The 22,104-nt window shown below is 68.8% G+C and carries 21 protein-coding genes; 10 read left to right on the top strand and 11 right to left on the bottom strand.

The window, feature by feature from the left end; all coding sequences use genetic code 11:
• The 5 genes from FVP33_RS16005 to ku all read right to left on the bottom strand — a co-directional run bounded on the left by FVP33_RS16005 (position 1) and on the right by ku (position 5,639).
• Entirely contained in the window at positions 1–819 is an 819-nt protein-coding gene (locus FVP33_RS16005) for a Nif3-like dinuclear metal center hexameric protein (RefSeq protein WP_147784684.1), read from the bottom strand.
• Positions 820–870: 51 nt separating this feature from the next.
• Positions 871–3,411: a purine-cytosine permease family protein gene (locus tag FVP33_RS16000; RefSeq protein ID WP_147784683.1), complete on the bottom strand. Its 2,541-nt coding sequence runs from the start codon at positions 3,409–3,411 to the stop codon at positions 871–873.
• An 18-nt stretch (positions 3,412–3,429) separates the two neighbouring features.
• Positions 3,430–4,326: a DMT family transporter gene (locus tag FVP33_RS15995; protein ID WP_147784682.1), complete on the bottom strand. Its 897-nt coding sequence runs from the start codon at positions 4,324–4,326 to the stop codon at positions 3,430–3,432.
• Positions 4,327–4,476: 150 nt separating this feature from the next.
• Entirely contained in the window at positions 4,477–4,641 is a 165-nt protein-coding gene (locus FVP33_RS19590) for a hypothetical protein (RefSeq protein WP_187270761.1), read from the bottom strand.
• A gap of 131 nt (positions 4,642–4,772) precedes the next feature.
• Positions 4,773–5,639, bottom strand: coding sequence for a non-homologous end joining protein Ku (gene ku, locus FVP33_RS15990; RefSeq protein ID WP_147784681.1), 867 nt, complete (start codon positions 5,637–5,639; stop codon positions 4,773–4,775).
• Positions 5,640–5,745: 106 nt separating this feature from the next.
• On the opposite strand from ku, the gene FVP33_RS15985 reads away from it, so the two are divergent.
• Positions 5,746–8,214, top strand: a complete 2,469-nt coding sequence (locus FVP33_RS15985) for an ATP-dependent DNA ligase (RefSeq protein ID WP_147784680.1) — start codon at positions 5,746–5,748, stop codon at positions 8,212–8,214.
• Positions 8,215–8,366: 152 nt separating this feature from the next.
• Here FVP33_RS15985 and FVP33_RS15980 read toward each other — a convergent pair whose 3' ends face one another.
• Positions 8,367–9,326: a sigma-70 family RNA polymerase sigma factor gene (locus FVP33_RS15980; protein WP_147784679.1), complete on the bottom strand. Its 960-nt coding sequence runs from the start codon at positions 9,324–9,326 to the stop codon at positions 8,367–8,369.
• 110 nt (positions 9,327–9,436) lie between these two features.
• Complete coding sequence (locus tag FVP33_RS15975; protein WP_147784678.1) at positions 9,437–9,691, bottom strand: hypothetical protein; 255 nt, start codon at positions 9,689–9,691, stop codon at positions 9,437–9,439.
• A 233-nt stretch (positions 9,692–9,924) separates the two neighbouring features.
• On the opposite strand from FVP33_RS15975, the gene FVP33_RS15970 reads away from it, so the two are divergent.
• Positions 9,925–10,779 (top strand): DUF427 domain-containing protein, encoded by an 855-nt coding sequence (locus FVP33_RS15970; RefSeq protein ID WP_147784677.1) that lies wholly within the window; start codon positions 9,925–9,927, stop codon positions 10,777–10,779.
• A gap of 546 nt (positions 10,780–11,325) precedes the next feature.
• On the opposite strand, the gene FVP33_RS15965 is transcribed toward FVP33_RS15970, so the two are convergent.
• Positions 11,326–12,615 carry an LCP family protein gene (locus FVP33_RS15965; RefSeq protein ID WP_147784676.1) on the bottom strand — a complete coding sequence of 430 codons (1,290 nt, stop codon included), beginning with the start codon at positions 12,613–12,615 and terminating at the stop codon, positions 11,326–11,328.
• Between the two features lie 94 nt (positions 12,616–12,709).
• On the bottom strand, positions 12,710–13,189 hold the full coding sequence (locus tag FVP33_RS15960) for a YbaK/EbsC family protein (protein ID WP_147784675.1): 480 nt from the start codon (positions 13,187–13,189) through the stop codon (positions 12,710–12,712).
• A gap of 101 nt (positions 13,190–13,290) precedes the next feature.
• On the opposite strand from FVP33_RS15960, the gene FVP33_RS15955 reads away from it, so the two are divergent.
• Positions 13,291–13,974 carry a hypothetical protein gene (locus FVP33_RS15955; RefSeq protein ID WP_147784674.1) on the top strand — a complete coding sequence of 228 codons (684 nt, stop codon included), beginning with the start codon at positions 13,291–13,293 and terminating at the stop codon, positions 13,972–13,974.
• Positions 13,975–13,994: 20 nt separating this feature from the next.
• Here the strand turns inward: FVP33_RS15955 and FVP33_RS15950 are convergent, their stop codons facing one another.
• Entirely contained in the window at positions 13,995–14,597 is a 603-nt protein-coding gene (locus FVP33_RS15950; RefSeq protein ID WP_147784673.1) for a TetR/AcrR family transcriptional regulator, read from the bottom strand.
• Between the two features lie 206 nt (positions 14,598–14,803).
• On the opposite strand from FVP33_RS15950, the gene FVP33_RS15945 reads away from it, so the two are divergent.
• The 7 genes from FVP33_RS15945 to FVP33_RS15915 all read left to right on the top strand — a co-directional run bounded on the left by FVP33_RS15945 (position 14,804) and on the right by FVP33_RS15915 (position 21,138).
• Positions 14,804–15,400, top strand: coding sequence for a DUF6230 family protein (locus tag FVP33_RS15945; protein ID WP_147784672.1), 597 nt, complete (start codon positions 14,804–14,806; stop codon positions 15,398–15,400).
• On the top strand, positions 15,391–15,867 hold the full coding sequence (locus tag FVP33_RS15940; RefSeq protein WP_222706762.1) for a DUF6114 domain-containing protein: 477 nt from the start codon (positions 15,391–15,393) through the stop codon (positions 15,865–15,867). The genes FVP33_RS15945 and FVP33_RS15940 overlap by 10 nt, the downstream gene beginning before the upstream one ends.
• Positions 15,864–16,523, top strand: coding sequence for a hypothetical protein (locus FVP33_RS15935; protein ID WP_246142376.1), 660 nt, complete (start codon positions 15,864–15,866; stop codon positions 16,521–16,523). The genes FVP33_RS15940 and FVP33_RS15935 overlap by 4 nt, the downstream gene beginning before the upstream one ends.
• 94 nt (positions 16,524–16,617) lie before the next feature.
• Positions 16,618–17,547 carry a 5'-3' exonuclease gene (locus tag FVP33_RS15930; protein WP_147784702.1) on the top strand — a complete coding sequence of 310 codons (930 nt, stop codon included), beginning with the start codon at positions 16,618–16,620 and terminating at the stop codon, positions 17,545–17,547.
• A gap of 411 nt (positions 17,548–17,958) precedes the next feature.
• On the top strand, positions 17,959–19,176 hold the full coding sequence (locus FVP33_RS15925) for an epoxide hydrolase family protein (protein WP_147784670.1): 1,218 nt from the start codon (positions 17,959–17,961) through the stop codon (positions 19,174–19,176).
• Positions 19,173–20,120, top strand: a complete 948-nt coding sequence (locus tag FVP33_RS15920; RefSeq protein WP_246142375.1) for an alpha/beta hydrolase — start codon at positions 19,173–19,175, stop codon at positions 20,118–20,120. The genes FVP33_RS15925 and FVP33_RS15920 overlap by 4 nt, the downstream gene beginning before the upstream one ends.
• Positions 20,110–21,138: a thioredoxin family protein gene (locus FVP33_RS15915; RefSeq protein WP_147784669.1), complete on the top strand. Its 1,029-nt coding sequence runs from the start codon at positions 20,110–20,112 to the stop codon at positions 21,136–21,138. The genes FVP33_RS15920 and FVP33_RS15915 overlap by 11 nt, the downstream gene beginning before the upstream one ends.
• Here the strand turns inward: FVP33_RS15915 and FVP33_RS15910 are convergent.
• Positions 21,135–22,091 carry a helix-turn-helix transcriptional regulator gene (locus FVP33_RS15910; RefSeq protein WP_147784668.1) on the bottom strand — a complete coding sequence of 319 codons (957 nt, stop codon included), beginning with the start codon at positions 22,089–22,091 and terminating at the stop codon, positions 21,135–21,137. The two genes, FVP33_RS15915 and FVP33_RS15910, sit on opposite strands and share 4 nt — an antisense overlap.
• Positions 22,092–22,104 lie beyond the last annotated feature (13 nt).

Below are 22,104 nucleotides of genomic sequence, written 5' to 3'. Positions count from 1 at the left end.
TTATTGGACAATCGTAAAATCCCACGGGTCGGTGCGGATGTCGCTCACGGTCACGTCGACTCCCGGAAGCGCGGCGCGCAGCTCCGCGGCCGCGGTGTCGAGCCACAGCCATTCGCTCGCCCAGTGCGACACGTCGATGAGGGCGGGGCCGCCGCCGACGCGGGAGTTCTCCCGCGATTCGGACGCGGGATGATGCCGCAGGTCCGACGTGATGTAGACGTCCGCCGCGAGGACCGCCGGCTCGGAGAGCAGCGAATCGCCCGCTCCGCCGCACAGCGCCACCGTGCTGACGGGGCGGTCGTACTCCCCGGACACCCGGATGCCCGAGGCGGTCGCCGGGAGGATCTCGGCCAGCAGACGCGCGAGTCGGCCGACCGTCGAGGGCTCGGCGAGCCTGCCCACCCGGCCGATTCCGCGGGTCGGCGTCTCGGCGCTCGTGATCGGCAGTGGGTCGACGAGTCCGAGCGCGGCGGCGAGCACGGCCGACGTGCCGGTCTCGACGACGTCGGCGTTGGTGTGGGCGGCAATCAGGGCGCAGTTCGCCCGGATCAGCCGCGCGAGCACGGCCCCCTTGTAGCGGTCCTCGGCGATCGAGGTCACTCCGCGCAGCAGCAGCGGGTGGTGAACCAGCAGAAGGTCGGCCCCGGCGGCCGCCGCCTCATCCGCCACATCGAGCACGGCGTCGACCGCGAGATGGATGGTCGTGACGGGGGCGGCCGGGTCGCCCGAGAGCACCCCTGGCGCGTCCCAGGCCTCGGCGCCGCTCATGGGCCACAGTCGCTCGACGACCGCGTTGACGTCGACGACGGTGTGAGGCATGAGGCCATTCTAGTTTCAGAGCACCCACGACCGATTGCCGCGGGGGTACGGTCAGGCTCGCGCCCGCTCCTGCCGGCGCACCGTGGGCACACCCGAGACGAGCGGAGTGAGCACGCCGAGAGCGAGGGCAATCAGCACGCCGATGTCGGTGCCGCCCAGCTCACTCGTCAACGGCACCCCGGTGGCTCCGAACAGGTAGCCTTCCCAGCCGAGCCAGCCGACCGTCGCGCTCGTGAATCCCAGCCCGATGGCGGTCGCGACCACGAGCATCGACAGGTTCACCCAGTTGACCGCTGGGTACACCCCGCCGCGGGCGAGGAGCGAGCCGGTGTCGAACCGACGACGGCGGATCAGCATCTCCGCCGCGAAGATGCCGGCCCAGGCGGCGACCGGCACGGCGAGTGTCGTGGCGACATCCCGGAAGAGCGGGGCGACATCCGTCACCGTGTAGCTGAGCAGCATCGCGATGGCGAACAGGAGGGCCCCGACGATCACGGTCGCCCACGGCCGAAGCACCCTCAGCCCCGTCGCCTGCACCGCGAATCCGCCGGAGTAGATGCTCAGGATCACGCCGGAGAGCAGGCTCAGCGTCGTGGCGGCGAGGAGCGGTATGGGATACCAGGCCGGGAGGAGGGCCACGATCGTGTCGATCGGCGTCCGGGCGAGACCGGATGCCGTGGTCGGGTTGGACGCCGCCAGTACCGCCCCGTAGGCGATGAGCAGGAACGGCGCGAGAGTCGTGCCGAACGGCGCGAGAAGCATGGACGCGGCACCGGAGGTTCCCGGGCGCTGGTAACGCGCGAGATCGGCGCTGCTGTTCGCCCAGATGAGGCCGACGAAGCTGAAGACGAGAACGACGCCCGTCACGACCAGGATCCACGGGCCGTCGCCGATGGTGAGGGCCTTGGTGATGTCCACCGAGGTCCAGGTGAGGGCGACCAGGCCCGCGATGAGCAGGGCCGACACGATGCTGAGACCCAGCTGGATGCGCGCGAAGAGCCCGTAGCCGAAGTAGGCGACCACCAGCGCGATGAGGAACCCCAGGGCCATCGCGAGCAGCGCGACCTGACGCTCGCTGAACGGCCCGCCCAGCCCGGCGCCCACCAGGATGCGCGCCGTCGATGCGGCGAGGAGCCAGAGCAGCACCGCTCCCCAGAAGAGACGGGTGATCACCGCGAGAACCGCGGGCAGGACGTTGCCCACGTGCCCGAACGTCGCCCGGGAGGCGACCATGGTCGGCTGACCGCTCCATTTGCCGGCGAGGGTGCCGAGGCCCAGCGGCAGAAAGGAGATGGCGACTCCGACGAAGGCCGCGACGATCGCCTGGCGAAGGCTCACCCCGAGCGAGATCAGGATACCGCCGAAGGCGAGGCTGAGCACCGAGGAGTTCGCCGAGAACCACAGCCAGAACAGCCGGGCCGCCCGCCCGACGCGCTGGTCGACGGCGGTGGGCTCCACCCCGAAGGGCTCGACGGCGAAGGCCCGAGGTGCCTGCCGCTCCTCGTGGGGTATGACGGTCTCGGCCGGGGAGGTACGCGGGGTCTCGAGGGGAGTGATCGGCCCCACGGCGGCGCCGGGTTGGGCGATCGCGACGCCCGACAGCGTCACCGCGAACGGGCCGGTCGCATCCGACGGCACCCGGTCGGTCTCATCGACGTCGTCCTCGGGTTCGACGTCGTAGAGGGGGCCGGAGACCGGCTGGGAGTCCGTGCCCAGCGGCCCGAGTGCCGAATCGAGCAGCGGAACCTCGGTGGACTTCGTCTCGGCGGGATGCGGGTAGTCGGCGGCGGACGGCACGATCGAGGACCAGGTGGGCGCGGCGGCGACGACCTCCATCGGTGCGCGGCCGGTCGGTGACGGTTCGACCAGGTCGTAGGGTCCGGACGTCGGCGCGGCATCCACAGGCTGGTCCGAGCCTTTCGCCGCCTCGAGGAACTCGAGGAAACCCTCGTCCGGGGTGAGGACACCGGCGAATCCCGGGCGCGCGGCCTCGACGGAGCGGATCGCCTCCGGGGTGCCGATGGCCAGCATCCGCGACTCCCAGTCGCGATAGGCGCTCGCCTCATCGGCGCGGAGCCTCAGCTGCTGCTCAAGCGTCTTCATCGCGTTCGCCGTGCTGCCCTCGGCCACCGCCTGGCCGTCGAATCCGCGCACGAGCTCGGCGTCGGGGAGCGACTCCCGGTGCGGGGGCGGCGGGAGCACGACCGGCGGGGCGACGGCGAACTCGGTCGGCGGCGGAATGGGTGGCAACGCCACGGGAGGACCGGTGGGCGCCGGAAGGTCGGCGAGCGGGATCTGACTGGTCGGCGCCGGCTCGGGTGGACGCACCGGCTCGGGTGGACGCGGCGCCGGGGCGGAGGTCATCGACCCCGAGAGACCCGCCGGCTGCTGAGGCTCCGGGCGCGGATCGGGCCTGATGATCGAGATGGGACCGGAGTACCCCAGGCGCACCGATTCCTCGGAGAGCGCCGCGGCCAGGGCGTCGTCGTCGTAGACCTCCGCATCCTCCGTCGAGGGCGGCTCCTCGGGGGTGCGCGTCGGTTGCGCCGGTCCGGCAACACCGCTCGTTTGCGCGTCGTCGTCGAATCCCATGCCCAAGATAATACGGGTTCAGCCGATCTTCCCCGGGAGACGGGCCGCAACGAGCACGCAGACCGCCCCCAGGATCACGGCCAGACCGGCCCATCCGGTCGCGCTGAGCCGCTCCCCCACGACCAGCACGGCCAACACCGTGGCCACCACCGGCTCGATCAGGGTGATGGTGGTGGCCATGCTGCTCCGGATGGTCCTCAGGCCGATGCCGAAGAGCAGGTACGCGACGAACATCGGCCCCAGGGCGAGGTAGGCGGTGATGCCGATGGTCGTCGGCGACTGCAGGAGGGGCCCTCCCGTCGCCAGCAGCACGGGCAGAAGTGCCACGGCCCCGACGCCGAACATGGACCCCACCACCGCTCGGCTGTTCGCGCGGCCGTGCATGGCCCTCGACGAGGCGTAGGTGTAGAACGCGTACGACAGGCCGGCGAGGAGGCCGAGCAGTACCCCGACCGTCACCGAACCGTGGCCGGGCGAACCCTCGACGCCCGCTCGACCGGTGAACGCGAGCAGGGCGACGCCGACAATGGCCGCGGCTGCGCAACCCAGCCAGAGCCGTGTCGGTTGTCGGCGCTCCACCACCCACTCCAGCAGCGCCGCGAAGACGGGGCCGGAGCCCAGCGACACGACATTGCCGATGGCAACGCCGGCGAGGTTCATGGACGAATAGAAGGCGAGTGGATAGCTGAACACCCCGACGGCACCCGCGAGGATCCACCCGCGCGACCCCGGCTCCCGCAGCACCGACAGCACCCCGCGGAACGAGGTCGCGGCGAGGAGGAGGCCGCCGATGGTCATCGTCGCCGCCCCGACGGCTACCGGACTCACCGAGGCCGGCATCCCGGTCGCGGCGGTGCCGGTGGTTCCCCACAACACCGAGGCGAGAACGAGGGCGACGACTCCGGTCTTCCTCATGGCGCTCGGCGTCGGCCGGCGATCTCGACACCCACGAGCACCGACTCTATCTGGCCGCCTCAATCGGGCCGACCCCACCGAGCTTCCTTCACAAAAAAGGGGCGGCGCGGCCGAAGAATCGATCGCACCGCCCGCACAGTGTGTGCTGGCTCAGACGCCGCGGCGCCCCGTGATCACGCGCGCCAGGAAGATGATGACCGCGATGATCGCCAGCACGATCCCCACCCAAATCAGGAAGTTCAGCGACTGGACGAATCCGCCGGTCACGAGCAGGACGACGGCGATGACCGCCACGATGATGAGAAGGAGGTTCACGACAAGGAGCCTTTCTGTGGTTTCGCGAGGACGGTGTGCCGCCTTCGCCTCAGCAAGCCTAGGAAGATCGGCCGCCCGTGAACAGGGGCTTGATTCTCTCTCGCTGTCGGGGTATGGGCACCGCCGTGAGCTCAGCCGGCTGACTTCCGTGCCGACGACTTCTGTGCCGACGACTTCGGCGCCCTGGGCTTCTTGCCGGTCTCCGCCGCACCGCGATTCTTCTCGATGCTCTTGCGCAGCGCATCCATCAGGTCCAGCACCTCGCCGCCTCCACGGTCCGGCTCCTCCTGCTCACCGAAGGTTTCCGCCGTGCTGATCGCGTCGCCGTGGGCGAGCTTCGCTTCGATGAGGGTGCGGAGCTCCTCCTGGTATTCGTCGCTGAACTTGCCCGGGTCGAAGTCGGAGGCGAAGCTGTCGACGAGCGACGACGACATCTCCAGTTCCTTCTCGGTGACCCTGGTCGGTTCGGTGAGCGCGGGGAACTCGGCGTGGCGCACCTCGTCGTCCCACAGCAGTGACTGCAGCATCAGCACGTCGCCGTGCACCCGCAGCGCGCCGAGCCGCGTCTTCTGCCGCAGGGCGAAGTGCACGATGGCGGTGCGATCGGTCTGCTCGAGCGTCTGCCGAAGGAGTACATAGGCCTTGGGCGACTTGGAGTCCGGTTCGAGAAAGTAGCTGCGGTCGAACATGATCGGATCGAGCTGGTCGCTCGGCACGAATTCGACAACCTCGATCTCCCGGCTGCGCTCCGCCGGCAGACCGGCGAGATCCTCACTCGTGAGCACCACCGTCTTTTCGCCGTCGTCATAGGCCTTATCGATGTGGTCGAAGCTCACGATCTTGCCGCAGACCTCGCACCGCCTCTGGTACCGGATGCGGCCGCCGTCCTCGTCGTGAACCTGATGCAGCGAGATGTCGTGATCCTCGGTCGCGCTGTAGACCTTCACGGGCACGTTGACGAGCCCGAAGGTGATGGCGCCGGTCCAGATCGCTCGCATTCCTCAATTCGACCACACGCGGCCTCACCGGACGAGAGTTGACCTGAAGACATTTGCGAGTACATTCGGTCTCGAACGACCTCCGACCCTGGGCGAACGAGGACCGATGGCATCCGACGATTCCGAGAGAGTAACCGTCGACGGCCACCGCCTGACCCTGACCAACCTCGACAAGGTGCTCTACCCGTCCACCGGAACCACCAAGCGCGACGTGCTGGCCTACTACGCGGAGATCGCGGACGTGCTCGTGCCGCACGCGGCGAACCGACCGGCCACGCGAAAGCGCTGGGTCCACGGAGTAGGCACGCCCGAGCATCCGGGGCAGTCCTTCTTTCAGAAGAACCTCGAAGACTCCGCGCCGAGCTGGGTGAAGCGGAGAACGATCCAGCACAGCGACCACACCAACGTCTACCCGCTCGTGAACGACCGCGCGACCCTGGTCTGGCTCGGCCAGCTCGCCGCCCTCGAGATCCACGTTCCGCAGTGGCAGTTCGGCCGGACGGGAGTGGTGCGCAACCCCGACCGCCTCGTGCTCGACCTCGACCCGGGCGAGGGAGTGGGGCTCGCCGAGTGCGCCGAGGTGGCGCGATACATCCGGGCGATCCTCGGCGGGATGGGGCTCGACCCGATGCCGGTGACGAGCGGAAGCAAGGGCATCCACCTCTACGCGGCGATCGACGGCGCCCAGACCTCAGACCAGGTGTCCGCGGTCGCGCACGAGCTGGCACGATCCCTCGAGGCCGATCATCCGGACCTTGTGGTAAGCGACATGAAGAAGGCTCTCCGTGGCGGCAAGGTGCTTGTCGACTGGAGCCAGAATAGCGCCGCGAAGACCACCATCACTCCGTACTCGCTGCGGGGTCGCGCGCACCCCATGGTCGCCGCACCCCGCACCTGGCGGGAGCTCGCCTCGCCGGATCTCGCCCAGCTCGACTATCGGGAGGTGCTGCGCCGGGTGAAGAGGCGCGGCGACCCGCTCGCGGGGGTCGTCTCGGGCCACCTCGAGTCGCTCGAGCCGACGGCGGCGAGGATGCGGGGGTTCGAGGCGGCGCCCGACCGACTCGACACCTACCGCGGCATGCGGAACGCCGGCAGGACGCCGGAGCCGGTGCCCTCGCACGCCCCCGCGCCCTCGGACGGCCAGTCGTTCGTGATCCAGGAACATCACGCGCGCCGCCTGCACTTCGACTTCCGGCTCGAGCACGACGGCGTTCTGGTGAGCTGGGCACTGCCGAAGGGCGTGCCGACCGACCCGCAGCACAACCACCTCGCCGTGCAGACCGAGGACCACCCCCTCGAGTACGGCGAGTTCGAGGGGACCATTCCTCGCGGAGAATATGGCGCCGGTGCGGTCTCCATCTGGGATGCCGGCCGCTACGACCTCGAGAAATGGCGGGAGGGCGAGGAGGTCATCGTGACTCTGCACGGGCGCGAGAACGGCGGGCTCGGCGCGCCCCGGCGAGTCGCACTCATCCACACCGGCCGCGACGAGAAGACGGCCCAGAACTGGCTCATCCACCTGATGAAGGATGCCGGCGCCGCATCCGCCACTCCCCCCTCGACCGTTGCCCCACCGAAAGCCGCAACGCCGAGCGCCACGCGGCCGGTCTCCCCGACCACCATCGCCCCGATGCTCGCGACCCTCGGCAGCGTGCGCGATGTGAGCGACGACGACGACTGGGCCTTCGAGATGAAATGGGACGGCATCCGCGCCATCGCCTCCGTCGAGAACGGCTCAGTGCGGCTGACCAGCCGCAACGGCAAGGACCTCACTGCGAGCTACCCGGAACTCGGCCAACTCGGCAGCGTCGTCTCGGCGGCGACAGCGACCATCGACGGCGAGATCGTCGCTCTCGACTCTCGCGGCCGCCCCGACTTCGGCCTGCTGCAGACTCGGATGAACCTCACCAAGGCGAGCGACGTCGAGCGCTCCGCCCGATCGACACCCGTCCACTTCATGGCGTTCGATCTGCTCGCGGTCGACGGCCGGAGTCTGCTCGCGGCGCCGTACGACGAACGTCGGGCCTGCCTCGAGGCCGTGCTCGTGCCCGGCGCGTCCAGCGGCATCCAGGTTCCGCCCTCCCTCACGGGGAGCGTCGACTCGGCCGTGGCGGTGAGCCGCGAGCTCGGGCTCGAGGGTGTTGTCGCGAAGAGACGGACCGAACCCTACCGACCGGGGGTACGGTCGCGATCATGGATCAAGATCAAGCACCACATGACCCAGGAGGTAGTGATCGGCGGGTGGAGGCCGGGCAACGGTCGTCGGGCGTCGAGCATCGGCTCACTGCTCGTCGGCGTGCCGGAGGGCGAGACGCTGCGGTACGTCGGTCGGGTGGGCACGGGTTTCACCGACCGTCAACTCGATGACATTGCGCGCATTCTCCAGCCCCTTGCCCGCGAGGCCCCCTCGCTCGAGGGCGTTCCTTCGGCCGATGGTGCCGACGCGCACTGGGTCTCCCCCACCCTCGTGGGCGAGGTGGAGTTCGCCGAATGGACGTCGAGCGGGCGGCTGCGCCAGCCATCGTGGCGCGGCTGGAGACCAGACAAGTCTCCGGCCGAGGTGCGGATCGAGTGACCGGGTTCACCCGTCGCGACCGGGAACTCACCGATGAGGTCGGCGCGCTCGGCAGGACCTCGGAGGAGCAACGACCGGGGAGACGACGATGAGAGGAGGGGCGTCCGTGGAGCAGGGAGAGCACCCGGCCCAGTCGCTGTAGCGGCTGGCTGCTAGCCGAGGTAGGAGTGCAGGTCAGCGCTGCGCAGGCGCTTGAGGCTGCGAATCTCGAGCTGGCGCACCCGCTCGCGAGTGATTCCGTAGATCTCGCCGACCTCGTCCAGGGTGAGCGCCGGCCGGCCCTCGAGACCGAATCTGAGTCGGAGCACTGTCGCATCCCGCGCCGGCAGGGCGTCCAGGCGGCGTCGGATGTCGTTGGAGCGCAAGTCCCTTTCGACGGCGTCGAAGGGTGTCGGGGTGTCCGTGTCCTCGATCAGGTCGCCGAGCTCGGTGGCTCCGTCGTCGCCGATCGGCAGCCCGAGGGAGACGATGTCGTGTTCGGTGGCCTCGAGCTTCACCACCTCGGCTTCGGTGAGCTGGGCCGAGTCGGCGAGTTCCTCCACGGTGGGGGTTCGGCCGATGACCGCCCCGAGGTCGCGACGCAGCCGGTTGAGCTTCTCGATCTTCTCGACCGTGTGTACGGGAATGCGGATGATGCGGCTCGAGTCGGCGATTCCGCGCTGTATCGACTGCCGAATCCACCAGGTGGCGTAGGTGGAGAACTTGTTGCCGATCGTGTAGTCGAACTTCTCGACCGCGCGCACGAGACCGAGGTTGCCCTCCTGGATCACATCCATCATCGGCAGGCCACGTCCGGCGTAGCGCTTGGCGATGCTCACCACCAGGCGCAGGTTTGCGCAGACGAAGTCCTCGAAGGCACGCTCGCCGTCCCGGGAGAGCCAGGCGAGTTCCCGCTTCAGCTTGGGCGAGAGTCCGGGCCGTTGGGCGAGGCGCTCCGCGGCCAGGACGCCCGCTTCGATGCGTCTGGCAAGGTCCACCTCCTGCTCCGCGGTCAGCAGCGCGGCCCGACCGATCCCCTGCAGGTAGTCGCGGAGCGGGTCACTCGAGACCTGCGCTGCAGCGCGGGGCGCCGCGTGCCCAGTATGAGCCGTGTTGTTCGGCTGAAGAGTCATCTGTCCCCCAAATTGGTCACATTAACCGTATCGACGACAGACACTCACCGCGAGGGATTGACAGCCGCACCCAGCCATGCACACCGCCGGGTTGCTACTCGTCCCGGTCGTTAGGCATCGCCGGGCAGGCCCGACGGACGCGCGCGCACACGAGCGACGTCGGACGTGCCCACGAAATAGTGAACCGCAGCCTCCCAGCTGTCGAAGCTCACATCCCGGCGCGGGGCATCCATCGCCATCACCTCGAACACCGATCCCCGCCGCTGAATGAGGCCCAGGATCTTCTCCGGCGATTGCTCCTCCACTCGGCCGTCGCCGACTCGCCACTCGTTTTCGGATATGCGGCGAACCTCTATGTCCGCCACCGGACAACTCCTGCGAGTCGCTTTCACATCAAACCCCCTGCTCGGAGCATCGCTGCGCGTGCTCCCCGTTGCCGGGACCGAACCGTCTCGTCTGCCTTGCGGAATCAAGGCTAGGTCAGTTCTCCGCTCAAACAAGGGATTGACATTTCCGGGTCGCGATGGGTATTCCGGGAGGGAAGGATTCGGTCCCCGGCCCGTGGGCCGAGGGTGACGTCGCGGAGAAGGAGGTTTCCATGAGCGCTCGGATGCGTGAGGTGCTTGGTCGCACGCTGGTCGAACTTCGGCACGAGCCGACAGCGAAGCGGGTGAGGGGATTCCTCGACGACACTCTCGTCGTCGACACCGATCGCGCCGTTCTGGTGTGGGAGCCCCGACGGGTTGTCCCCACCTACGCCGTACCGCTGGCGGATCTGGGCGGCGAGGTCCTGGATGCCGGGCAGGGCCGCGACGGCGAAGACGACATCGGATTCCCACTGCCCGACCTCGGCTCCCGGCCGGTGCTGGACCCGCGCGTCCCGTTCGCGGTCCACAGCACGGAGGGACGCCCGGTGACCGTCACATTCCCGGGAGGATCCCGCGCGGTGGCGGGCTTCCTGCCGGCCGATCCCGACCTTGCGGGCCTCGTCATCCTCGACTTCGCGGGCGTCGACCTGTGGCTCGAAGACGCCGACCGGGTCGTGAGCCACCCGCACGACCCGTACAGCCGGATCGACATCCGCACGTCGTCTCGGCGGGTGCAGGTGGCCGTCGACGGTCGGATTCTCGCGGACTCGACTCGGGCCATGCTGCTCTACGAGACGCTGTTGCCGGTGCGGTTCTACTTTCCGCCCGACGACGTGCTCGTCGAGCTCGAACCCAGCGACACGCGCTCCTGGTGTGCGTACAAGGGCGAGGCCTCCTACTCATCGGTGCGGATGCCCGATCGCCTCGAGCGAGACATCGCGTGGCGCTACGAGTCCCCGCTCGACGACGCCCTTCGCGTCAGCGGCCAGGTCGCATTCTTCGACGAACGGGTCGACATCGTGGTGGACGGCGCGGCCAGGGCGCGCCCCATCACCCCGTGGTCGCAGCGCGCGACTGACCGCTAGTTGTATTGCCCAGGCAGGTTGGTTGATTGGGTGTGGCGACTCGCGCCGGAAGCTGGACCTTCTCGGCCCTCTGGCGGTGCCGCCCGCGTCGGTCGGGCCGCGTTCTGCAGGACGGGCCCCGGTGGTGTGGGTGCCTACCCTCACAGACTCCAGTTGTGCAGGACAGCTTGTGCAGGACAGCTTGTGCAGGACAGCCTGTGCAAGGCTGTCTGTGCGGGACAGGGTAAGGGGTCGAGCGACCCGAAGGGTCTCGGTCTGCAGGACGCTCCAGTCGGTTCTGCACCTATCGTCCTCGCTACCTGCCCGAGGCGTCCTGCACAACCCGTCCTGCACAACTGGAGTCTGCACGGGGGGGCATTCGTGGACGCCCGAGCCGTCCTGCACAACTGGAGTCCGTGGGGCGGGCACCCGTGGACGCCGAGCCGTCCTGCACAACGCGTGCCAGGCCAAGGGAGTGCCGCACAGCGGCGGGGACAGGCGGGCCCCACTCCGCGATCGGAGCCCGCTACCCATCAGCTGGTCAACCAACGTCCCTGGGAAGTGCAGCTAGTGGTTGCCCTTCGTACAGGTCTGCTGCGACGCGGACTGTCCGGACACGTCTGAGGGCAGGGCAACGGCCGTCGACGCGGGATCCGGCGTTGCCGAGCCGGTTGCCGACGGAGTCGCCGGAGCGCTGGCGCCGGGAGCCGGGGTGGCCGGGGCGGCCGGGTCGACCTCCGCGGCGCGACCGGTCTTGCCGGTGAGCGTCACGGGCTGGTCTGCGCGCAGCGCTGCGTTGAGAATGGTCGCCGAAGACTGCTGGGCGATCACCCTGGCGGGGTTCGCCGGGTCCCCGATGGTGGGGTACTGCACGAACACCATGTGCTCCAGGCCGATCCCCTTGAGGGCGAGGGCGATCGACACCAGGTTGGTCGGTCGGGTGAGTCCGTCGGAGAGCTGCATGTTCGCCACGGCCGCCTTGGCCAGCCCATACAGCGTGAGCGGGTTGCTGAGCACCCCAGCGCTCGTCACCTTGCGCATGAGCGCCGAGAGGAACACCTGCTGGTTGCTGATGCGACCGAGGTCGCTTCCGTCGCCCACGCCGTGGCGGCTGCGCACGAAGGCCAAAGCCGTTGCCCCCTCGAGGGTCTGCTGGCCGGCCGCGAGGTCGAGTCCCACGTACTTGTCCTTCACCGGGGTCGCGAGACACACGGTGACGCCGCCGACGGCGTTGGACATCGCGATGACGCCACCGAAACTGATCTCCGCGGCGTACGGGATGCTCAGCCCGGTCATCTTCTCCACGGTGAGCACGGTGCAGGACAGACCGCCGCGCGCGAGGGTCGAATTGAACATGACCCCGCTGGCCGCCGGTCGATTCCCGCACGCGGGAGCCGACACGATCATGTCCCGGGGGAAACTCACCACCGAGGCGTTGGTGTGATCGGCGGAGATGTGCAGAAGCATGGTGACGTCGTTGTTGCCCGCTCCGGAGCTGCCGGCCAGGTCGCTCTTCGTCTCGAATCCGGCCTGCCCGGTGCGGGTGTCCGTGCCCACGAGCAACAGGTTGGCCCCGCCCTCGATCGCGCCGATGTCGGGCACCGGCTTCGCCTTGGTACCCGGAAGGGTAGCCAGATGGATGCCCGGCTTGGTGTTCGACACTGTGTCGTAGATCGCGAAGGCGGCTACCGAGGCGGTGCTCACGGCGAGCACTCCCACAATGGCGGCAAGCCACTTGGCCGCGGTGGCGAACGGATGCCGCGAGCGCAACTGGCCGTGCCTGGTGGGCGCTCCCTCGTTGCGGTTTCGGTTTCGCGGGCGCAACGGAGGGGAGGCCGATGGCAGATTATCCGTCATGTCGTCACCCTTTTCCGTATCATCCAGCAAGACATCATTGAAATCTAGCCCATCAGCCCTCCACAACCCTGTGAATGGCGCCCCGGGGAGCGCGTCAGTCGCGGGCGACCAGGGCCGCGGTGCCGCCGGTCAGGCGCAACAACTCCTCGAAGGTGGTGGGGAAGACAGCGTGCGGATGCCCCGCCGACACCCACACGCGTTCGTACGCGCCGAGCGAGACATCCACGAGGGTACGAAGCCGTTCGGGATGCCCGACCGGCGACACTCCCCCGACGACCTGTCCGGTCGATCTCCTCACCATGTCCGCCGAGGCGCGCGTGACGATACCGCCGAGCCATTCGCCAAGCAAGTGGGTATCCACGCGATGAGCGCCGGAGGCGATGATCATGATGACCTCCTCGTCGAGCCTGAATACGAGGGAGTTGGCGATGGCACCCACGTCGACCCCGAGAGCGGCCGCAGCCTCGAGGGCGGTGGCGGTGGAGGCCTCGAACCAGTGGGTTCTCGGTTCGATACCGTGGGCGAGGAGCACCCCCTCGACCACCTGCACCTCCTGGGGCGTTTCTTCGATCACTCTGGGAGTCTAGAAGGCGCTCTGGTAGCCTTGAGGGCTTAGTCGCCCGACGTGCGAACAGCCCGTGCCGAACCGATCCGTCGGCGCAGGACCGCAAGCCTATGAATTTTTCTCGCCGCCTTCTCGATGCCCGCCACACTCTGGTGCCGGGCCGACGCGCCCCACGGCGCACGGGGAAGACCCTGTCGGTGTGCGCGGCCAGCGCGGCTTTCACCCTCATCGCGATCTTCCTCGTGCCTCCCGCCCCGCCCAGTGCGGCGGCGCAGCTCGACGCGTACATCGCTGCGCACTCGCAGGCGATCACCGTGAAGGAGACCGTTCAGCTGGGCGGCATCGACCGCGATTCCTACTCCGCCACGGCCGGCCAGCAGTCGTTGGCCGCCGCCGGCACGAACTACGACTGGGCGAAGCTCGTACTGGTCTCGGGCGGATGGCCGACGTCGGATTCCAACGTCACCGTCCTGGTTCGCTGGATGCGGCAGGAGAACGGTCCGCCGAGCTGGTTCAACCGCAACAACCCGCTCAACAACGGCCTCGGCTCCGGCGGAGGCGGCGGCACCGGCAGCTACCCGAATCTCGTCATCGCCGCGCAGAAGGTCGCCGAGAACCTGCACCGCAACCCGGGATTCGGCACCATCGCCGCCGCCTTTGCCGCCTCGGCGCCGACGAACATCACGGAGCAGGCCATCTGGGCGTCGCCGTGGGCGAGCAGCCACTACGCCAACGGCTCCCACTGGCACTACAGCCCGGTCCCCGTGGTCAAGGCTCCGGCCAGCGCCTGGTAACCGCGACGGCGGCAGGCGACTCAGCCGATTTCGCGCTGTTCCACCGACGCCGCGATGGCCGTCACCGTTCGCTCGAGGAACAGCGCGATCTCGCCCGACGGCATCTCGGTGTTGAGGGCACTCTCGACCAACGCCTCCTCAGCGAAGGCCACCCACGATCGCAGCGCGATCCGCAATAGCTCGGAATCGGCGACTCCGAGCTCCAGGAACACGGCGATCACCCGCTCGGCCTGCGACGCTCGTGCCTGCTCGACCACCGCGCGCACCTCCGCGTTGCCGCTGGCGGCGCCGCGCACGAGTGAGAAGAATGTCTCCCGATGGTCGCGCACGAACTGCACGATCCTGGTCAACGTGTCCCTCAGCCGATCCAGCGGCGGCAGGTCCTGGGACGGCTCGGTCGCATGCAGCATGCTGTCTCGGGCGGTGCGCACCACCTCGCGGTGAAGGCCGTGTTTCGAGCCGAAGTAGTAGAAGAGGAGTCCGCGCGAAACCCCCGCCTGCTCCGACAGGTATTCGATGGTGAGCGCCTCGAGCGGCCGGTCCACCAGCGCCGCAACGCCGAGCGACACGAGCTGGGCACGACGCTGCTCGGGGGTCAGCCGGGTGCGACGATCCGCTTCCATTCTGCGAGCCTATCGGCAGCACCCCCTATTGACATCTCGTCAATAGGCTGTAGCGTCGCTGCTGCACAACATCGGCGCCGGAGGGCAACTTTCGCTACGGATGGCACGATTCGACTCGTGATGGGTCGCTCTAGCAACGAAGCTCGGCTCGAACGACGAGGCGCTGCGCCCCCGCGCAGTGCTCGGCCTGGATCAAGGAGGATCTCATGAAGTTCCGAACTCTCACGAAAACCCATGCCGGCAGGATAATTCTCGCGGCGGTTCCGGTGGCCGTCGTGTCCACCGTGCTGATGGCCGGCGTGGCCAACGGAGCGGTTCCCGTGTCGTTCGCGGTGTCCGGCAGCCAGTTCCAGATCAGCGCGACCCAGCTCGACGGCACCGGGTTCTCCCAGTACGCGGGTGTCACCAACGACACGGCGGGAAAGCCGCACCAGGTCGCCATCGCCAACATCGCCTCGGCGAACCTCGCCGACCTCTGCCAGTCCGTCGTAACGGACACCCCGCTCGGCAAGGTCGGCCTCGTCATCACCGCTGGGGGCGGCGGCAAACCCGCCACCGCCACCGACCTCCAGATCGGCATGACCGACCTCAAGGGCGACTCCACCTTCAACAACATCCGCATCGGTGTCGACGCGTCGACGGTGAAGACCAGTCACAAGGGCGCGGCAGGCGACTTCGCCCAGGACGCCGACACGGTGAAGATCGCCCACCTGGAGCAGACGGCGTGGTCGACCCAGGCGTCGGTGTTCACTCTCACCGGCATGCACCTGAAGCTCACCGATGGAACCAAGGGGTGCTTCTAGTGAATGCCTCGGCCCACGCCGAGATCGGCCCCGCCGCCCCGAGCAGGCGGTCCGCCTTCCGTGCCTGGTCCCGGCGCAGGCCGTTCCTCGGCGGAACACTGACCGCCCTCGCCGGCGTGGAGATGTTCTTCTCCGGGCAACTCGACATCGGCAAGATCCACGTGCAAGTGGGCATCGAGGGGCTTCAGGCCACGATCATCCCCGTGCTCCTCGTGCTCCTCGGCGTTCTGGCCGTGGCGATGCCGGTGCACCGCATCTTCTATGGCGTGCTCGCCCTGGCCGTGTCGGTGTACTCCCTGATCGGGGTCAACCTCGGCGGATTCTTCCTCGGGATGCTCCTGAGCACCGTCGGGGGTGTGCTGGTGGTCTCGTGGATGCCGAAGCCGACCGACGACGCCACCGCCGAGAAGCGCGACTCCGCGCTCTTTGACGAGTCGTCGCCCCCGCTGGCATCGAGTCGATCGTGACCGGCATCGCTGCGAGGGCTGCGGTCGCCACCTGCCTCGTAGTTGCCTTGGCCGGCATCGGCGCCGCACGGGTCCCGGCCGCCGAGGCGGCCGTGTGCATCCCGCTCGTGACACAGTGCGGGCCGGCGACGCCCTCCCCGGCACCTGCCCCCGGGCCGGCGCCGACCCCGATTGTTCCGCTTCCCGGCCCCGGCGGGGCGCCGGACACCGCGCCCCCGGTGGCGGCGCTGGCCGACCCGGACGCCCCGACCTTCACGGTGCCCGCCGCGCAACTCGGCGGTTCCTCGATCACCATCGAGGGACTCCACTCGGTCACCGCGGTGACGGTGCCGCTCGCGAACGGCACCCGCACGCCGGTGCTCAAGATCGTGGCCGACGACGTCGTCGTCGACGATTTCATGCTCGATGTGCGCAAGGCCACCGGGCCGTCGCTGGTGACCAGCGCCACGCGCATGCACCTGCACGGCAACGTGCGCATCTACCTCGACTCGATCACCGGATCCCTGCTCGACGGCACCGCGCTCACCCTCGGGGCGACGACTCCCCCACCGGGCAACGAGCTGCCTCCGACACTGCTGCGGGTGAACCTCGGCCTCGTCGGGGTGACCGCCGCGTCAATCGTCTTCACATCGCCGCACCAGTCGCTGAAGGGATAGCCCCACCGTGGCCAGCCGCGAGGGGACCCGATCCGCCGGGCTTCCCCGAACGGTCCCGGCACGCCACACTGGACGGGTGAACGATGGCCGACTGATGCTGCTGGATACGGCTGCGCTGTACTTCCGCGCGTTCCATGGCATCCCCGACACCGTGAGGGCGCCGGACGGGAGTCCGGTGAACGCCGTGCGCGGGCTGTTGGACATGATCGCCCGCCTGGTCACGGACTTCCAGCCGACGGGCCTGGTCGCGTGCTGGGACGACGACTGGCGGCCGCAGTGGCGCGTCGACCTCATTCCCGGCTACAAGGCGCACCGGGTCGCTGAACTCGTGCCGGGCGGGCCCGACGTCGAAGTGGTGCCCGACCTGCTCGTGACGCAGGTGCCGATCATCGCCGAGGTGCTCACCGCCCTCGGGATCGCCGTCGTCGGCCTTCCCGAATACGAGGCGGACGACATCATCGGCACGCTCGCCGCGACGGCTGCCGGCCCGGTGGATGTCGTCACCGGGGATCGCGACCTGTTCCAGGTGGTCGACGACTCTCGCGGGGTGCGCGTGATCTATACCGCCCGGGGAATGAGCAATCTCGAGATCATCACCGACGGTGTGCTCCGTTCGAAGTACGGGGTCACGGCCGCGCAATACGCCGACTTCGCCGCCCTCCGTGGCGATGCCTCCGATGGCCTGCCCGGCGTCGCGGGCATCGGCGAAAAGACCGCGGCCTCGCTGCTCGCCGAATTCGGAACGCTCGACGGCCTCATCCAGGCGGCGGCGGATTCGCACACCGCGCTGTCCGCGCGGGCGAGGGAGAAGATCCGCGCGGCCGACGACTACCTCGCCCGCGCCCGCGTGGTGGTCGCCGTCGCGCGCGACCTGGAGCTGCCGGCCTTCGACGCGGGCATCCGAATTCCGGATGCGGGTCGCGACGAGATCGAGCGACTCAGGGCCCGCTGGGGACTCGGGGACTCGCTCGGCCGAGCCGTCACAGCGCTCGACCGTGCCGCGCAGGCGCCGTCCCCGAATTGACCGGCGGCATAGCCCACCCCTCCGCTGAGTAGTCCGGTGAGGCAGGTGTGGCACACGCCAGGCCGGTTCCCGCCCGATCTCGGGCTGCACCCCCGCCTCCCCGGCGTCAGCTGCGTCGAGCACCTCCCACTATCGCGAACGCCATCGGTCGCGGTAGTCATCTGGGCGGCATCCCTCCGTCAAATTTCTCGGCTGCGATTATGGCGCGCCCGGCTCGGCGCCGACAGCACTCGACTCGTCGCCTTTGCCCCGTCGCCCATCGGCGATTGGGGGGTTCTCGCCACAGTCTGGTGCCGTCGGCCTCAGGTTGAGGGGTGACCCGGATGCCGGCGCACTCCTCCCCGGACAGGCTGGATGAAGACGCGACGTGACGCGACGTCGCCCCACCCGCCGAATGCAGAGGACGCGATCATGACCATCACCAAGCCCCGTTCCGACCTGGCGCAGCACGATGACGCCGCCATCCGCCCGTTCACCGTGTCGACGCCACAGGCCGATCTCGACGATCTGCATCGGCGGGTGCGCGAGGCTCGCCTGCCCGAGAGGGAGCTCGTGGCCGACGCCTCGCAGGGCGTGCAGTCGCAGGTGATCCAGAACCTCGCCCAGTACTGGGTGGAGAGACACGACTGGCGGGCGGCGGAGTCGCGCCTGAACGACCTTCCACAGTTCGTCACGGAGATCGACGGACTCGACATCCACTTCATTCATGTGCGGTCGCCGCACGAGGATGCGCTTCCGATGATCGTCACCCACGGCTGGCCGGGTTCGATCATCGAACAGCTGAAGATCATCGGCCCACTCACGGACCCCACCGCTCACGGGGCGAGCGCCTCCGACGCCTTTCACCTCGTCATCCCCTCGCTGCCCGGGCACGGCTTCTCGGCCAAGCCCGACGAGACCGGGTGGGATCCCCAGCGGATCGCGCGCGCCTGGACCGAACTCATGCGCCGACTCGGCTACGACCGCTACGTCGCCCAGGGCGGCGACTGGGGCAACGCGGTGACCGAGCAGATGGCCCTCCAGACACCGCCAGGGCTGGCCGGCATCCACACGAACATGCCGGCGACGGTCCCCGACAACATCCAGCAGGCGCTGGGGAACGGCGATCCGCCGCCCGCAGATCTCTCGGCCGAGGAGCGCGGTGCGTGGGATCAGCTGGCGACCTTCTACGCACATGGGCTGGGCTACGCCCAGGAGATGGCGAACCGGCCGCAGACCCTCTACGGGCTCGCGGACTCGCCGGTGGGCCTGGCCGCCTGGATGCTCGACCACGATGCGCGCAGCTACGAGTTGATCGCGAGGGTCTTCGCCGGCACCCCCGAGGGACTGACGATGGACGACATTCTCGACAACGTCACGCTGTACTGGCTCACCAACACGGCGGTGTCGTCTGCGCGGTTGTACTGGGAGAGCAAGCTCGCGTTCTTCGCCCCGAAGGGGGTGACTCTCCCCGTGGCCGTCAGCGTCTTCCCGGACGAAATCTACGCCGCCCCGAGGAGCTGGGCCAGCCAGGCGTACCCGAACCTCATCCACTTCAACCGGCTCGATCGCGGCGGTCACTTCGCTGCGTGGGAGCAGCCCGCGCTCTTTTCGCAGGAGATGCGCGCCGCCTTCCGGTCCCTGCGGTGAGCGAGGCATTGGGCCCGATGGTCCAGGTGACCGCGGGCGACCTGGACGTCGGGCTCGCCGACATCGGGCCCTCGGACGCCCAGGCGGTGCTCCTGCTTCACGGCTGGCCGTACGACATCAACAGCTATGCGGAGGTCGCTCCGATGCTGGCTGACGCGGGGTTCCGGGTGCTCGTCCCCCACCTTCGCGGGTACGGCACAACGCGGTTCCGGTCGGAGGAGGGAATGCGCAACGGCCAGCAGTCGGTGTTCGCGTTCGACGCGATAGCCCTTCTGGATTCGCTGGGCATCTCACGCGCGATCGTCGCCGGCTTCGACTGGGGCGCCCGAACGGCAAGCATCCTGGCGGCCCTCTGGCCCGAGCGATGCTGCGGGCATGTCGCCGTCAGCGGCTACCTCATCGGCAGCCAGGCGGCGAACGCCGCACCCCTTATTCCTGCGGCAGAACTCGCCTGGTGGTACCAGTTCTACTTCTCCACCGAGCGGGGTCGCCTCGGCTATGACCGCTACCGCAAGGAGTTCGCCCGGCTCATCTGGCAGACCGCGTCACCGCTGTGGAACTTCGATGACGCGACGTTCGACCGGACCACCGCATCGTTTGACAATCCGGACCACGTCGACATCGTCATCCACAACTACCGCTGGCGGCTCGGGCTCGCCGATGGCGAGGCGAAGTACGACGACGTGGAGCGGCGATTGGCGCAACGACCCACGATCGCGGTGCCCACCGTCACGCTCGAAGGCGACTCCAACGGCGCCCCCCATCCGGACGCGAGCGCCTATCGCCCGCTCTTTGTCGGCGCCTACGAGCATCGGATAATCACCGGCGGAATCGGACACAATCTGCCCCAGGAGGCCCCTCGGGCGTTCGCCGATGCGGTGATCGGCGTGGACCGCGCCGCAATCAAGGCGGGGTGGCACGCGGAGGTGCCCAGTGTCCGGTGAAAGCCCGTTCCGTTCCATCGCCCATCGGTTGAAGAGCGACAGCCGCACCCTTCCCGACGAGGGGCGCCTGCCCTCGTTCGACCGCGCGACGGGGTGGCTCAACTCCGGGCCGCTTGGTCCTGCCGACCTTCGCGGACGAGTGGTGCTGGTCGACTTCTGGACCTACACCTGCGTCAACTGGCTTCGGACCCTCCCGTACCTGCGGGCCTGGAGCGCGAAGTACGGGCCGTCCGGGCTCACGGTGGTGGGCGTCCACACTCCCGAGTTCGGCTTCGAGCGGGACCTCCGGAACGTCACGGACCACGCGCGCGGGCTCGGGATCGAGTACCCGGTCGCCGTGGACACCGACTACGGGGTCTGGGAGGACTTCGCGAACCACTACTGGCCGGCAATCTATCTCGCGGACTCGGCAGGACGCCTCCGATACCACCACTTCGGTGAGGGGGAATATGCCATCACCGAGATGGCCATCCAGCAACTCCTCCTCGAGGCCGGGATGCCGCCGGTCGATCTCGATCTCGCGTCGGTCGAGCCCGTGGGACTGGAGGTGGCCGCCGACTGGGCCTCGCTGCGGTCGCCAGAGACCTACCTCGGCTATGGGCAGAGCAACGGCTTCGCGTCCGCCGATCCGCAGTTCTACGACCGCGCCCACGTCTACGGGGGCAGCGGCACCCTTCCGCTCAACTCCTGGGACCTCACCGGTGACTGGACCGTTGCGCTGCACGCGGCGGTGCTGAACGAGGCGGGCGGGCGGATCTCCTTCGCCTTCCACGCGAGGGACGTCAACCTGGTCATGGCTCCCGGAGTAGCCGGCACGCGCATTCCCTTCCAGATGACCCTCGACGGGAGCCCAGTGGGCAGCGCTCACGGGAGCGACCTGCACGGCGACGGACGCGGAGTAGTCGACAACCCCAACACCTACCAGCTGCTCCGTCAGAACGGACCGATCGCCGACCGGGTCGTCGAGATCGAGTTCCTCGAGCCAGGAGTCGAGGCCTACTGCTTCACGTTCGGCTAGTCCGGGCCCAGCTTGACGACCCCGTGGCGGAGGGCGAAGGCGGTCGCTTCGCTTCGGCGAGCCACCCCGATCTTGCGGTAGACGCTGGTGATGTGCCTCTCGACGGTTCGGTCGCTCAGCCACATCAGGCCCGCGATCTCCCTGTTGCTGAGTCCCTGGGCGAGCAGCCCGAGCACCTCCACCTCACGGCGCGTCAAGGGCAGCGCCGTGGCGCGCGCGGCACGGGGCTGCGTGGAGCCTGCGAGTTCCACGGGTTCGACGGATTCGCGTACCCGCGGTCGGTTGTTGTAGGTCGTGTCCACTTCGGCCACGAGATGCGACGCCTCGTGGACGCGTCGCGAAATCGACGCGAGCGACGGTTCGACGTCGTCGGCGAGCAGCCGCAGGATCTCGTTCTGCCGGAGCAGGACATCCTCCGCCGCGGCGCGGGCGAGGTGTTCACGGACGAGACGTCGCGCGGTGTGGACGGCGATCGCACCCTGGCTGACCGCGACGCGCAGCAGGTGTGTCTCAACCCCGGTCGGGAAACTGCTCCGCTCGGCCGATACCAGCACCAATCCGGTCTCCCACGGCAGCGCGAGCGGAAGGCTCGTGACGCGCATGAGCCCCGCTCCACGCCCCTCGACGACGCTCGTCGTCATGCCGGACCCTGGCGGGGGGTCAGTCTGGAGCGCGAGCACCAGTTCAGGGGGCGCCGTCGGCCCCGAAGGGCGCCACGTCTCCAGCGGCGGCCCGCCGCCAGGATCGTTAAACCGCGCGTATGCGCCATCCAGACGGAGCATGCCGAAGAGCACACTCAGCAGGCCGGTGGCGATCTCCGGCGGTTCGTGGTCGACCCAGAGTGCAGGCAGTGCGAGCAGCGCGCTCATGTCCCGCAGCGACCGCCGGGTGTCCGCCTCCGATGCGCCCTCGAGCTCCCGGTCAGCAGAGCCGTCGCGCGACGCATCGTCCATGGTGGCCTCGACC

This window comes from Lacisediminihabitans profunda, assembly GCF_008040105.1.
Lineage (GTDB): Bacteria > Actinomycetota > Actinomycetes > Actinomycetales > Microbacteriaceae > Lacisediminihabitans > Lacisediminihabitans profunda.
Note: the sequence above shows the minus strand (reverse complement) of the source record. Positions and strands in the feature narration are given on the sequence as shown.